The organism is Cellulomonas fengjieae (assembly GCF_018388465.1).
GTDB classification, from domain to species: Bacteria; Actinomycetota; Actinomycetes; order Actinomycetales; family Cellulomonadaceae; genus Cellulomonas; species Cellulomonas fengjieae.
On the sequence record NZ_CP074404.1, the window covers coordinates 2,529,994 to 2,543,334 of the forward strand.

Consider the following 13,341-nt stretch of genomic DNA (forward strand, 5'->3'; position numbering starts at 1 on the left):
TCAGCCCCCGGTCCCGGGGACGGGCACCACGTCGACGGTGCCCTCCGCCGCCAGGGCCGTGAGGATGTCGGGCAGCAGGTCCAGCGGGACGAGGACCTGGACCGCGCTCCCGCCCGCGGAGGCGAACGCACCCGCGGGCTCGCTGACCTCGGCGACGGTGAGCCCACCGGCCAGCTCGCGCGGTTCGACCGGGTCGGCGCCGTCCTCGGGAGCCGGCGGGGTGAACCAGAGGTCGACGAGCGCGCCCGGCACCACGTCGGCCGACGGCGTGCGAGCGAGCGTCACCGAGACCGGTCGCAGGTCGAGGTCGGCCGCGGACCCCAGCGCCGAGGCGGGGACCAGCTCACCCCGTCCGACGGCCCGCACCACCACCTCGTCCTGCGCCACCGGCCGGTCCGCGCGCAGGTAGCGGTCGAGGTCCACGGTGCCGAGCCGGACGTCCACGACCGCCAGGTCCCGAACCGCGACCCGGTCCCCGGGCACGAGCGCCCCCCGCGCCGCGTAGAGCGGCACGGTGGCCTGCGCCGTGCGGACCGCCCAGGACCCGAGCAGCACGGACGCCGCGACCATGGCGACCCCCGCGAGCAGCCGCGGATCCCGCCAGCCGGGACGTCGCAGCCTCGCCGCCGCCGGTGCGGGCAGGTCGATCACGCTCGTGTCCATCGACTCTCCTGGTTCGTGACGCGCTGCCCCGGCCCCCGGCCGCTCGACGGCCATCCTGCCGCGTGCGGCACACCGCGCACGGAGCATTGTGGACAAACCGGTCCACGCGCTACCGCGTGCCAGACTGCGGTCATGCCTTCGCGGTTCCTGACCCTCGCGGACGTCACCGAGGTGCTCAACATCTCGGCACCGCAGGCCTACGCCCTCGTGCGCTCCGGCGAGCTGCCTGCCATCCAGATCGGCGGGCGGATGCAGTGGCGCGTGGAGTCCACGGAGCTGGAGAAGTACATCCAGCGGATGTACGAGGAGACCCGGGCTCGCATCTCGAGCGACGGCACCGCGGCCCACGGCGCCGGCGACGACTGACGCCGGCGCTCAGCCCGTCTGAACCGCCCGCAGGCCGGCGAACGCCACCGCCCACGCGCCGCGACCCGTGCCCCCGAGGTCGGTCAGGTCGAGGTGGTCGGCGCCCACCCGCTCGATCCGTCCCGTCAGATCGGTGTCGCCCGTGCGCACCCTGACCACGACGCGGTCGCGCGCGAGCGCCCGCAGGGCGTGACCCAGCCCGAGGCCCCGCTCGACCGGCCCGGGGCCGGGCGCGGCGTGGTCCTCGAGCCCGGCGACCGCGATCGCCGACCCGGTCGGCACCAGCGCGCGGCGGGCCGGTGAGGTGGCGACCAACAGCCACTGCGGGGCCGCGTCGACGAGCTCGCCCTCGATCACGTCGGTGCCGCCGAGCAGGATCCGCACCTGACGACCGACCGACGCCCGCGCCCGGGACGCGAGCGTGACCGAGGCACGCTCCGCACGCGCCAGCTCGGCGACGTCCGCCCGCACGTCGGCCACCCGTCCGGCCACCAGCTGGGCCTCCATGTCCGCGAAGAGTGCCTCCCACCGCATGTGAGCACCGTAGGGCGTGTGCGTCGACCGCGAACTCCCCCTGGACACCGCGCGAGGCAGTGCGATACACCTATCCCACTCAAGTGATACCAAACAGCATCAAACGACATCACCAGGGGGCACGATGACGAGCCACGGGGCACGGGACAGTCAACGCGCGGGACACGGCCGGACCGGCGCCGTCATCGCCGCGTTGCTCGGGGGGACGGTCGCCGCCGGGACCCTCGCAGCCCTGCTGGTGCTGCGTCTGCAGGCACTCCACCCCGGAAGGGGAACGTGGCGCGTGGACGCCGTGACCGAGGTCGCGGTGACCACGGTCGGGGTCCTCGTCGCGGGGTGGCTCGCCTGCTCCGCCCTGGTGGCGGCCGCGTGCCTCCTGCTGCGGGCTGCAGGTGCCCGCTGGCGGACCGGTGAGCGGCTGGTGCACCGGTACGCCCCGCACGTGGTGCGCAAGGCCCTCGCCCTGACCGTCGGGGCCGGGATCGGGCTCGGCATGGCCACCGGGGCGTCGGCCGCCCCGCAGCCCGCTCCCCCGGCCGCCGTCACGGTCACGGCAGCGCCGGCCGACCTCGGGTGGGTGGTCACCGACGCCTCCGCCGTCCAGGACCCACCCGCGCCGACCGCGGCGGCCACCGCCGCGCCGACCGCGCCGGACGCCGCGCCCCCGGGCCTGCCACTGGTCGCCGACGTCACCCGGGCCGAGCACCCCGCACCGACCACCGCCGGCACGGTGCTCGTGCACCCCGGCGACACCCTCTGGGCCATCGCGGCCCGGCACCTGCCGCACGATGCCACCGACGCGCAGATCGCCACCGCCTGGCCGCGGTGGTACGAGGCCAACCGTGACGTGGTCGGCGCGGATCCCGACGTCCTCCACCCCGGCCAGGTGCTGACGGTCCCCGCCGCCGGGGTGTCCCCGTGAGCGCGCTGACGCTGCCGCGCGGCGTGACGCCGGCCGAGGACGCCTTCGCGCGGGTGCGCGGCACCGTCGGCCAGCACGGGCCGACCCCGGCCCGGCCCGGCGAGCACACCCACGGCCCCGCCCGGGCACGGCCACCGCAGGTCCGCCTCGTGCCCGCGGTGGCAGCCGCGGTCGTCGAGGAGGCGACCGGACCTGCCCACGCGGCTCCCGTGGCGGCGGCCGACCGGATCGCGGTCCTGCGCGCGAGCGACCGGTCGGTCGTCACGGACGCCGACGACGACGCACCCCGGACGCTCCCGGAGGGCGACCCGGCCGTCGTCGCCCGCGCCGTCGCGCTCGCCGCGCTGGAGGTGCTGTCCGGTCGCCGCTCCGTGGCGCAGCTCGCCCGCTGGCTCACCCCCGGCGTGTACGAGCCGCTGCAGGTGCGGGCAGGGCTGACCCAGCGGGTCGTGGGCACGCCCGCGGGCACGCGTCCGCCCGTGGTCCGCCGAGCCCGGGCCTGCCGGGTCGAGGCGCACGTCGTGGAGGCCACCGTCGTGGCCGACGACGGTGCCCGGGTCCGGGCCGTGGCGCTCCGGCTCGAAGGGCACCGGGGCGCCTGGCGGGTGACCGCGCTCGAGATCGGCTGAGCCCGCACGCGCGGACGCCCGCCCCGACGTCGGGGCGGGCGTCCGGGCGTCTCAGCGCTTGCGCTGCTGCTTGGCGGCCTTGCGGCGGGCCTCCCGGTTGGACGCGCCGTCGGCGCCACCGGTCGCGACCGGCGCGGTGCCAACCTTCTTGCCCCCGGCGTCACGACGCGTCACGACTGCACCGTCACCGTCCGCCGACGGTGCGGAGTACTGCAGCGGAGCGCGCTGCTCCGGGCCGTCGATGCCCTTCGCCACGAGCTTGCCGGGCGCCGGACCGTCGGACGGTGCCGCCGGCACGGCCGCCTGCGCACCCGCGCTCGCGGCCGCCAGGGCGGCCGAGTCCGCGGTGACGGCGGGTGCGTCGGGCTGTGCGACCTGGACCTCCAGGTTGTACAGGTACGCGACCGTCTCCTCCTTGATGGCGTCCGTCATGGCGTTGAACAGCTGGTACCCCTCGCGCTGGTACTCGACCAGGGGATCGCGCTGCGCCATCGCCCGCAGGCCGATGCCCTCCTTGAGGTAGTCCATCTCGTAGAGGTGCTCGCGCCACTTGCGGTCCAGGACCGAGAGCGTCACGCGGCGCTCCAGCTGGCGCATGTTCTCCGAGCCGATCTGCTCCTCGCGCTCGGCGTACGCGTGCTCGGCGTCCGAGAGGATCTCGCGCTCGATCAGCTCGGTCGTGAGGCGCGTGGGCCCACCGGCCTCCTCGACGACCTCGTCGGGGGTGATGGAGACGGGGTACACGGCCTTCAGCGCGGCCCACAGCGCGTCCAGGTCCCACTCCTCCGGGCGGCCCTCGGTCGTGGCCCCGGTGATGTAGGCACTGAGCACGTCGGAGCGGAAGTGCTTGACCTGCTCGTGCAGGTCCTCACCCTCCAGCACGCGGCGGCGCTGCTCGTAGATGACGACGCGCTGCCGGGACATCACGTCGTCGTACTTGAGCACGTTCTTGCGGATCTCGAAGTTGCGGGCCTCGACCTGCGACTGCGCCGACTGGATGCCGCGCGTGACGATCTTGGACTCCAGCGGCATGTCCTCGGGGAACCCCGCCCGCGTCATCATCGACTCCGCGAGGCTGGAGTTGAACAGCCGCATGAGGTCGTCCTGCATCGACAGGTAGAACCGCGACTCGCCCGGGTCACCCTGCCGGCCGGACCGGCCACGCAGCTGGTTGTCGATCCGGCGCGACTCGTGACGCTCCGTGCCGAGCACGTAGAGCCCGCCGAGCTCGACGACCTCGTCGTGCTCGGCCGCCACGGCGTCCTTGGCCTTCTCGAGCGCGGCGGGCCAGGCGGCCTCGTACTCCTCGGCCTGCTCGGCCGGGTCCAGGCCGCGGGCGGCCAGGTCGGCGACGGCCATGAACTCGGCGTTGCCGCCGAGCATGATGTCGGTGCCTCGGCCCGCCATGTTCGTCGCGACCGTGACGGCGCCCTTGCGGCCCGCCTGCGCGACGATCGAGGCCTCACGCGCGTGCTGCTTGGCGTTCAGCACCTCGTGCGGCACGCCCTGCTTCTTGAGCTTGGAGGAGAGCAGCTCGCTCTTCTCGACGCTCGTCGTGCCCACGAGCACGGGCTGGCCGTGCGCGTGCCGCTCGACGATGTCGGCGACGACGGCGTCGAACTTGCCCTCCTCGCTCTTGTAGACGAGGTCGCGCTGGTCGATGCGCAGCATGGGGCGGTTCGTCGGGATCGGCACCACGCCGAGCTTGTACGTCCCCTGGAACTCGGCTGCCTCGGTCTCGGCCGTACCGGTCATCCCCGCGAGCTTGCCGTAGAGGCGGAAGTAGTTCTGCAGCGTGATCGTGGCGAGCGTCTGGTTCTCGGCCTTGATGGCCACGCCCTCCTTCGCCTCGATCGCCTGGTGCATGCCCTCGTTGTAGCGGCGACCCGGCAGGATGCGTCCGGTGTGCTCGTCGACGATGAGCACCTCGCCGTTCATGACGACGTAGTCCTTGTCGCGCTTGAACAGCTCCTGCGCCTTGATCGCGTTGTTGAGGAACCCGATCAGCGGCGTGTTGAGGGACTCGTAGAGGTTGTCGATGCCGAGGTAGTCCTCGACGCGCTCGATGCCGGGCTCCAGCACGCCGACGGTGCGCTTCTTCTCGTCGACCTCATAGTCGCGCTCCGCCTGCAGGCGGCGGACGACCTTGGCGAACTCCGCGTACCAGCGGTTGGTGTCGCCCGAGGCGGGGCCGGAGATGATCAGCGGGGTCCGCGCCTCGTCGATGAGGATCGAGTCGACCTCGTCGACGATCGCGAAGTTGTGGCCCCGCTGGACCAGCTCGTCGGTGCTCCACGCCATGTTGTCGCGCAGGTAGTCGAACCCGAACTCGTTGTTCGTGCCGTACGTGATGTCGCACGCGTACTGCTTGCGGCGCTCGGCCGGGTTCTGGCTCGACAGGATCACGCCGCTGGTCAGGCCCAGGAAGCGGTAGACGCGGCCCATGAGCTCGGACTGGTAGCTGGCCAGGTAGTCGTTGACCGTGACGACGTGCACACCCTTGCCCGACAGGGCGTTCAGGTACGCGGGGGCGGTCGCGACGAGGGTCTTGCCCTCACCGGTCTTCATCTCCGCGATGTTGCCCAGGTGCAGCGCGGCGCCGCCCATGAGCTGCACGTCGAAGTGGCGCTGGCCCAGCGTGCGCCGAGCGGCCTCGCGGACCGCGGCGAACGCCTCGGCCAGCAGGTCGTCGAGCGACTCGCCGTCCGCGAGCCGGGCTCGGAAGCGGTCCGTCTCCTCGCGCAGCTCGGCGTCGGACAGCGTGACGAAGCTGTCCTCCAGGGCGTTGACCTGCTGGGCGATGCCCGACAGCTTCTTGACGATCCGGCCTTCACCGAGGCGCAGGACCTTCTCGAGGATCGCTGGCACGCACTACTCCCGACGTGTTCGCGCTCCCGGCGCGAGCAGCGTCGGAGCGGCTGAGGTGACCGGCCGCACGGCCGGGCGCGTCCATCGTAGGCGAGCCTGCGCGGCGAGGGCGAAGAACGACCACCGCGGCGCCAACGAGCCCCGCGCCGAGCACGCCGTGGAGGCCCAGCTGCTCGCCCCGGAGCAGCACAGCGCCCACGGTCGCGGTGAGGGGCTCGAGCAGGGCGAGCAGCGCGGCCGTCGTGGCGGGCACGTGCCGCAGGCCGGTGAAGTACGCGCCGTACGCGGCTGCCGTGGGCACCACGGCGAGGTAGGCGAGCAGGAGCCAGCCGTCGACGTCCGACGGGACGGCCAGTCCCGTGGTCGCGGAGCCCGTCAGCGCGGCGACCGGCAGGAGCGCGGCACCGCCCAGCGTGAACGCCGTCGCCGTCAGCGGCAGCGGACCGAGGCCCGGCACGCCGCGCCGGTTCAGCACGGTCATCGTCGCGAACGCCACGGCGGCCAGCAGCGCCAGCAGTGCCCCGACGGCCGCGCGCGGACCCGCCTCCGAGGGGCGGACCAGGAGCACCAGACCGGCCAGCGCGAGACCGAGGGCGGCGAGCGTGCGTGGGGCCGGCAGCCGCCGCGTGGACACCGTCGAACCCGCCGCGACCGCGAGCGGCGCCGCGCCGAGCGCGACCAGGGTCGCGACCGCGACGCCGGCACGCTGGACCGCCGCGAAGTACGCCGCCTGGTACACCGCGGCCAGCAGCGCCGTCGCCAGCACCCGGACGACCACCGGCCGCGTCCGGGCGAACCCTCGCAGCGCCCCGGCCGCGGCGAGCCCCAGCAGCAGCACTCCCCCGCCCCCGAGCAACCGGTAGGCCGCGACCGTGAGCGGCGCCAGGTCGGCGGCGTCGGCCAGGGCCGCACCCGCGAGCCCGCCCGTGCCCCACAGGACGCCGCCGAGCGCGACGAGCGCGAAGTCTCGCGGACGGGGCTCGGCCGTCATGCAGAACGCACGGCGCGCGCGAGTCCCGGCGCGAGGTCGCCGCGCAGGACGCCGTCCCGGTCCCCGACGACGACGTCGTCCAGCCGGAGCCAGCCGGCAAGCTCTCGCAGCTCCGCCGCCAAGGGCTCCACGACGTCGGCGTCGGGCAGCGAACCGGTCGCCCGGTGCGCAGCGTGGACGCGCAGGATGCCCGCCTGCCGGTCCGCCTTGAGGTCGACCAGCGCCGGCAGCGCCTCGCCGAGCAGGAATGGCAGCACGTAGTACCCCCACACGCGCTGGGGCTCGGGGACGTAGATCTCGATGCGGTAGCGCAGGCCGAACAGCGCCTCGAGGCGGCTGCGCTCGAACACCAGCGGGTCGAACGGGCTGAGCAGCGCCCGGCCCGACGCCCTGCGTGGCAGGTCCGCGTCACGGTGCCGCCAGACCTTCCCCTGGTCCCACCCGTCGACGGTGACCTGCCGCAGCACCCCGTCCTCCACCAGCTCGGCGACGGCCCGCGCCGCCCGCTCCTGCGGCAGCCGGAAGTAGTCGGCGATGCTGCGCAGCGTCCCGATACCGTGCGCGCGGGCGCCGATCTGCACCAGCGCGCGGATCGCGTCGTCGTCGCTCGGCTCCGGCGCGAGCAGCACGTGCGGCGGCAGGACCCTGCTCGTCAGGTCGTAGCGGCGCTCGAACGCGCTGTTGCGTCCCGCCGAGGTGATCTCCCCCGTGAAGAACAGGTACTCGAGCACGCGCTTGGCCACCGACCAGTTCCACCCCCACTCGCCCCGCGTGGTGGGGTGCTCCGCCTCGAAGTCCGCCTGGACCTGGCGCGCGGTGAGCGGGCCCCGCTCCGCGATGATCGCCCGGACCTCCTCCACGAGCGGCGACAGCTTGAGTGAGACGTCCTCGATAACACCCCAGTCCTGCGTGAGGTAGGCGCGCTGGCGCCAGCCCAGGAGGCGGTACGTCTCCGGTGGCACGAAGGACGCGACGTGCGCCCACGTCTCGACGAGCCGGCGCGGCGCCCGGCCGGACGCGCGGTCCAGGAGCGCGGGGTCGTAGGCGCCGAGGCGCGAGTACGCCGGCATGAGGTGGGCGCGCGCGAGCACGTTCACCGAGTCGATCTGCAGCACACCGAGGCGGTCGACCACCTGCTGGAACTGGCGCATGGTCGGCGGTGCGGGACGTAGCGGACGCGGGCGGTCCAGCCCCTGGGCGCGCAGCGTGATGCGGCGGGCCTGCGACAAGGAGAGGCGCTCTGCCTCGAGCGACGGGATCACCCGCCCATCCTGTCGTGCGGCACCGACACGACGGCGCCCGGCCGGTCCGTGGACCAGGCCGGGCGCCGTGCGTGCGAGGTCTGCGTCAGCCTCCGACGGCCGCCAGCGACGTCGGGCTCACGGCAGCATCCAGCTTGATCACGCCGTAGCTCCAGCCCCGTCGCCGGTACGCGACCGACGGCTGGGCCGTCTCGGCGTCGATGAACAGGTAGAAGTCGTGCCCGACGAGCTCCATCTCGTAGAGCGCGTCGTCGACCGTCATCGGCTCGGCGTGGTGGACCTTCTCGCGGATGACCACCGGCGAGTCGCCCAGGGTGATCTCCACGGCGCCGTCCGGGTCGGCCGGTGCCTGCACCTCGGGCTCGGGCTCCGGCGGCCGCACGTCCACGGGGGCGAGCGGAGTGTGGTTGCGGTGGTCCTTGCGCCGGTCGCGAGTCCTGCGCAGCCGCTCGAGCAGCTTGCCGAGCGCCAGGTCCAGGGCCGCGTACCTGTCGTCGGCGCACGCCTCCGCACGGATCACGGGCCCCCGGTCGACGACGGTGAGCTCGACCCGCTCACTCGTGCCTGCCTGTCGGGGGTTCGTCTCGTGCGACACGACGACGTCGACGCGCTGGGCGCGGGGGGCCAGCTGCTCGACTTTCGCGAGCTTCTGCTCGACGTGCGCCCGGAACTTCGGGAGCACCTCGGTGTGCCGGCCTGCAACCACGATCTCCATGTGATCCTCCTACGAGGGTCAGGGACGAGCAGAGCCCGTCCAGGGGGGACAGTGCAATGGGGCTGCCCACAGGCAGTCGGGCGGCGTCACCTCCTCCCGCGGCGGACCCGAACGCCCAGGTGAGGCACGTCCGAGCGCACCATCGGCTCTGACACCACGCTAACCCCGGAGCGCGTCTGGAACCACTCGCCTCGCCCCGATCACCCCCGTGCGCGGTCGGGGCGGGGCGGCAGCCGAGGTGCCCCGGACGGTCCGGGCGTCGATGCCAGCGTCACGGCTCCGACCACCGCGGCACCCGCTCGCTCGAGCGCCGACCGGCAGGCCGCGATGGTCGCGCCGGTGGTCAGCACGTCGTCCACCACCAGCACCGTCCGTCCCGCGTACCGGCCCGCGGCACGCTCCGGGACCCGCACCTGACCGGCCAGGTTGCGCGCCCGGGCGCGGGCGCCGAGCCCGACCTGGTCGTGACCGCGCGCACGCGAGAGACCGGCTCCCGGTTGCGCGGGGAGGCCGGCACCGCTCAGGCCGCGGCCGAGGCCCGCCGCGAGCGCGTCGACCAGGTTGCCCCCGCGCCGACGGCGCGCCGCGGACGTGGAGGGTGCGGCGGCGACGAGCAGCGGGACGGGCGCCAGGTCCGTGGCGAGCGCACCACCCGCCGCGCAGAGCGCGGCGGCGAACGCGGCGGTGAGGTCGACCCGGCCGCGGTCCTTCCACGCGACGATCGCGCGGCGGACGTCCCCCGAGCAGTCGGCCAGCGTCCACACCGGCAGCGTTCCGCGGCCGTCCAGCCGGTCGAGCCGCGGGGCGCGGTCCTCGCACCGCCACGGACCGCCGGCGAGCCGCGCGGCGCAGGAGGGGCACCAGGCGACGTCCTGCGTCCCGCACCCCGCGCACTCGACCGGGACCAGCAGGCCGAGCAGCTCCCGCGCCAACCCCGTCATGGCCCGAGCGTGCCCGTCGGGTCGCGCCCGCAGGCGGGCTGGCTGTGCACGGGGCGGGCTGTGGGCGGCCCGGTCAGCCGGGGAACGTCGGGTACGAGGCGCCGGCCACGGCGCTGACCTGTGCCCACGTCGAACCGACGAGCCGCCGCAGTCCGCCGTCGGTGGTGCTCACGTAGATGACCGAGCTGCCGGCCAGGTCGGCCAGGCCGGCCACCTCGGGCAGCGGCCTCGTCGGACCCGCGACGGGGACCAGGTGCACGGCGGCCTCGCCGACCGACGTGCCGACCACCCCGAGCAGCAGCTCCTCGGACCAGACCACCGACGTCGCGTCCGCCAGCGAGGCGCCCGCGCGGACCGGCTCGCCCAGCTGCTGCGGCGCGCCCGACTCGTCGCGCGTGATCGCCGCGACGTCGAGCTGCACGCCGTCGGCACCGGTGGACACGACCGCGATCCGGACCCCGTCGCGCGCCACCCGCACGGCCCGGACGGACCGCCCCTCGAGCCAGTCCGCGGTGACCCGCACCGGCTCGGCGTCCACCCGCGCGGCCAGCAGGCCGGTCCCCGGCTGGGCGGTCCACGCCCACCCGAACCGGTCGACCGACGGGGCGACGAGCGCGGGTCCGGTCAGCAGCGTCTGGGCGGGCGCCTCGGCGGTGGGGACCGTGGTCAGCGTCGCCGGCCCGGAGAGCATGACGCGCACCGACCCGTCCTCGTTGCTGGCGGGGCTGCGCGGGTCGAGGCCGTCGAGCGGCTCGATCCCCGGGACCGGCTCGGGCTCGCCGTCCACCAGCGCGACGATGCGGCCGTCCTGGACGAACTCGACGTTGCTCGGCGGGGCGGAACCGCCCTCCAGCTCCGCGGCACCCTCGAGCGGCACGTCGTCGGCGAAGACCTGCACGGAGCCGATGCCGGCGACCGGCCGCAGGCTCGCGTCGATCTGGGCCAGCAGGAGGTCACGGTCGGCGCGCGTCACCGCGAGCGCGGGCTCGAGCCGGACCTCGGCGACGCCGTCGTCGACCGGCACGGCTGCCGGCGTGAGCTCGACGCCGTCGGGCACCGCGGTCACGACCGCATCCTGCAGCCAGGCGGAGGGACCGTCGAGGAGCTCACGGACGATCGACGTGGAAAGGTTCTTCTCCGGGAACCAGCGTTCCTCGGGGACCAGGAACGTCTCGTCCGGGGACAGGAAGTACAGCGCGGCCGACCGGTAGCTGCGGCTGAAGTCCTCCTGCTGGAGGATCAGCCCGTCGGGGGTGGTGGCGATCCGCCACTCGCCCGCGTCGTCCTGGACCATCCCGAACGTCACGGACTCGCGTCCGTCGAGCGGGGCCTCGGCGTAGACGCCGTCCTGGTCCACCCGGGCGAGGACCGGGACGTCGATCGTGATCTCGGTCTGCGTGCTGGCGGGGGCGGGCTCCACCGGGCCCGAGACGACGACGCCCGCCGAGGGGTTCCAGGAGGCCTTCGTCTCCCCCGCCAGGTACTCCCGCGCGGTCACGAAGTTGTCGGTGAAGCCCGCGGCGCCCGCGGCGAGGAAGCCGTCGACGATCTCCGCGGGGGTGTCGCCCGACTGCGGTCCCTCGGCGAGCACGTCGATGTCCGAGGGCTCGGACACCTCTGTGTCGCCCTGCTCGACGGAGCCGGACGTGGGGATGGCGGAGCAGGCGCCCAGGAGGGCGACGCCGAGCGCCATCACGAGGCCGCGGTGCAGCCGGGTGCGGGTCATCGGACCTCCTGCCGGTCGCCGTCGGACGCTGCCGTGTCGAGCTCGTCGGACTCCAGGTCCGGGAGCCCTGCGGGGTCGGTCCGCGAGCGCACGGCGGGCACCGGGACGGCGTCGACCACCGGCGGCTCGTCGGGCGCCAGCGACAGCGGCGACGAGGTGAGCCGGATGCCCGCACGGCGCGGCAGGGTGAGCCGGAAGCTCGCACCGCGACCCGGCCGGCCCCACGCCTCCAGCCAGCCGCCGTGCAGGTGGGCGTCCTCGAGCGAGATCGCCAGGCCGAGGCCGGTGCCGCCCGTGGTCCTCGCCCGCGCGGGATCCGCGCGCCAGAACCGGTCGAACACGTGCGCCGCCTCGTCCTGGGTCATCCCCACCCCACGGTCGCGCACGGTGATCGCGACCGCGTGCGCGTCGGCACCGACGGTCACCTCGACCGTGCTGCCCTCCGCGTGCTCGACCGCGTTGACCAGCAGGTTGCGCAGGATGCGCTCCACCCGGCGCGGGTCGATGTCGGCGACGCAGCGCTCCTCCGGGACGACCACGTGCAGCCACGCGCCGCGCCGCTCGGCCAGGCTCGCCGCCTGGTCCACCGCCTGGATGACCACGTCGCGCACGTCGCGCCCCTCGGCGTCGAGCACCGCCGCGCCCGCGTCGAACCGGCTGATCTCGAGCAGGTCGGCCAGCAGGTCCTCGAAGCGGTCGAGCTGGGTCTGCAGCAGCTCGGCCGAACGCTTCACGGCCGGGTCGAAGTCGGCGCGGGCCGCGTGAATGACCTCGCCGGCCATCCGGATCGTCGTCAACGGTGTGCGCAGCTCGTGCGACACGTCGGAGACGAACCGGCGCTGCAGCGTCGAGAGCTCCTCCATGCGGTGGATCTGGTCCTGCAGGCTGTCCGCCATCTCGTTGAACGAGCGGGCGAGCGTGGCCATCTCGTCCTCGCCCTTCTCGGGCATGCGCTCGGACAGGTGCCCGTCGGCGAGCCGCTCGGCCACCTCGGCGGCGCGGCGCACGGGCCACACCGTCTGCCGCGTGACCAACCAGGTCATGCTGCCCAGGAGCGCCACCAGGATGACCGCCGCGAGCCCGAGCGTGCGCTGCAGGAAGTCCAGCCGGTCCTGCTCCGACTGCAGGCTGTAGAGGAAGTAGAGCTGGTAGGTGCCGTCGACCGGCACGGTCACGTCCTGGCCGACCATGACGCCCGGGGCGACGCCCCCGTCCTCGCTCGGGATCGCGACCGACTGCCACTGCTGTCCGCCGCGCGCGGTCGCGGTGCGCAGCGCGGGGCTCACGAGCGGGACGAGGGTCTGGTCGGACGCCGCGCCCGAGATGTCGAGGGGACCGCCCTGCTGCCCCGGGGCGCGCAGGAGGAAGACCTCCCGCCGGTCGGACCCACCGGTCCGCTGGGCGCTGCCGACGTCCCGGATGAGGCGCTGCACGTCCGTGGCGACCGTCGCCGTCGAGGAGTCGAACGTCGACTGCGCCTGCAGCGTGGACCGGGCGCTCTCCTGGAGCACCTGCTCGAGCCGCGCGTGGAACAGCCCGTCCGCCATGCGCTCACCGACGTACGCACCGACCAGCGCCAGGGCGGCCAGACCGATCGCGAGCGTCGAGGTGATGACCCGGAGCTGCAGCGAGGAACGCCACAGCCGCGACCAGGACCGGACCCGGCGCCGCACCCGGACCCGGACGAGCCGCCAGGCGCCGCTCACCCGGACCATGGCGCCGTC

General features: G+C 74.5%; 12 protein-coding genes. 3 read left to right on the plus strand and 9 right to left on the minus strand.

Annotated features, from left to right (window positions below; translation table 11 throughout):
• Entirely contained in the window at window positions 1–663 is a 663-nt protein-coding gene (locus KG102_RS11710) for a hypothetical protein (RefSeq protein ID WP_208288726.1), read from the minus strand.
• Between the two features lie 132 nt (window positions 664–795).
• Between KG102_RS11710 and KG102_RS11715 the strand changes: the two genes are divergently transcribed.
• Complete coding sequence (locus KG102_RS11715; RefSeq protein WP_208211570.1) at window positions 796–1,029, plus strand: helix-turn-helix domain-containing protein; 234 nt, start codon at window positions 796–798, stop codon at window positions 1,027–1,029.
• Window positions 1,030–1,038: 9 nt separating this feature from the next.
• Here KG102_RS11715 and KG102_RS11720 read toward each other — a convergent pair whose 3' ends face one another.
• Window positions 1,039–1,563, minus strand: coding sequence for a hypothetical protein (locus KG102_RS11720; protein WP_208288724.1), 525 nt, complete (start codon window positions 1,561–1,563; stop codon window positions 1,039–1,041).
• Window positions 1,564–1,687: 124 nt separating this feature from the next.
• Here KG102_RS11720 and KG102_RS11725 point away from each other — a divergent pair, with 124 nt between their 5' ends.
• Window positions 1,688–2,485: a LysM peptidoglycan-binding domain-containing protein gene (locus KG102_RS11725; RefSeq protein WP_208288723.1), complete on the plus strand. Its 798-nt coding sequence runs from the start codon at window positions 1,688–1,690 to the stop codon at window positions 2,483–2,485.
• Window positions 2,482–3,114: an Rv3235 family protein gene (locus KG102_RS11730; protein ID WP_208288721.1), complete on the plus strand. Its 633-nt coding sequence runs from the start codon at window positions 2,482–2,484 to the stop codon at window positions 3,112–3,114. The genes KG102_RS11725 and KG102_RS11730 overlap by 4 nt, the downstream gene beginning before the upstream one ends.
• 51 nt (window positions 3,115–3,165) lie before the next feature.
• On the opposite strand, the gene secA is transcribed toward KG102_RS11730, so the two are convergent.
• From secA to mtrB, 7 genes are all read right to left on the minus strand, one after another.
• The gene (gene secA, locus KG102_RS11735) at window positions 3,166–5,982 is read right to left on the minus strand and encodes a preprotein translocase subunit SecA (protein WP_208211585.1); all 2,817 of its coding nucleotides are present in this window, start codon (window positions 5,980–5,982) and stop codon (window positions 3,166–3,168) included.
• Window positions 5,945–6,973: a DMT family transporter gene (locus KG102_RS11740; protein ID WP_208288719.1), complete on the minus strand. Its 1,029-nt coding sequence runs from the start codon at window positions 6,971–6,973 to the stop codon at window positions 5,945–5,947. Before KG102_RS11740 ends, secA begins: the two co-directional genes overlap by 38 nt.
• Entirely contained in the window at window positions 6,970–8,235 is a 1,266-nt protein-coding gene (locus KG102_RS11745) for a winged helix-turn-helix domain-containing protein (protein WP_208288716.1), read from the minus strand. Before KG102_RS11745 ends, KG102_RS11740 begins: the two co-directional genes overlap by 4 nt.
• An 85-nt stretch (window positions 8,236–8,320) precedes the next feature.
• Window positions 8,321–8,950 (minus strand): ribosome hibernation-promoting factor, HPF/YfiA family, encoded by a 630-nt coding sequence (gene hpf / locus KG102_RS11750; protein WP_208211591.1) that lies wholly within the window; start codon window positions 8,948–8,950, stop codon window positions 8,321–8,323.
• Window positions 8,951–9,150: 200 nt separating this feature from the next.
• Window positions 9,151–9,891, minus strand: a complete 741-nt coding sequence (locus tag KG102_RS11755; protein ID WP_208288714.1) for a ComF family protein — start codon at window positions 9,889–9,891, stop codon at window positions 9,151–9,153.
• Between the two features lie 73 nt (window positions 9,892–9,964).
• Window positions 9,965–11,617 (minus strand): LpqB family beta-propeller domain-containing protein, encoded by a 1,653-nt coding sequence (locus KG102_RS11760; RefSeq protein WP_208288712.1) that lies wholly within the window; start codon window positions 11,615–11,617, stop codon window positions 9,965–9,967.
• Window positions 11,614–13,332, minus strand: coding sequence for an MtrAB system histidine kinase MtrB (gene mtrB / locus KG102_RS11765; RefSeq protein ID WP_208288710.1), 1,719 nt, complete (start codon window positions 13,330–13,332; stop codon window positions 11,614–11,616). Before mtrB ends, KG102_RS11760 begins: the two co-directional genes overlap by 4 nt.
• Window positions 13,333–13,341 lie beyond the last annotated feature (9 nt).